Annotated in this window: 2 tRNA genes; both read right to left on the bottom strand. The window is 54.1% G+C overall.

Annotated elements, in window-relative coordinates:
• Nucleotides 1-32: 32 nt before the first annotated feature.
• Nucleotides 33-106, bottom strand: a tRNA-Cys gene (locus tag IE163_RS07095).
• A gap of 25 nt (nucleotides 107-131) precedes the next feature.
• Nucleotides 132-207: transfer RNA gene (locus IE163_RS07100), tRNA-Gly, on the bottom strand.

The raw sequence follows: 207 nt of genomic DNA on the forward strand, positions 1-207 counted from the left end.
GACAACTTTTTGTAACCAAGTAACTGTGTTAATGGAGGCGGGTCCCGGAGTCGAACCGAGGTGGACGGATTTGCAATCCGCTGCATGGCCACTCTGCCAACCCGCCAATTTTTGTTCCATCTCTGACGAGTTGGAGCGAGTTACGAGGTTCGAACTCGTGACCTCGACCTTGGCAAGGTCGCGCTCTACCAGCTGAGCTAAACTCGC

The organism is Alishewanella longhuensis (assembly GCF_014653435.1).
Classification (GTDB): domain Bacteria; phylum Pseudomonadota; class Gammaproteobacteria; order Enterobacterales; family Alteromonadaceae; genus Alishewanella; species Alishewanella longhuensis.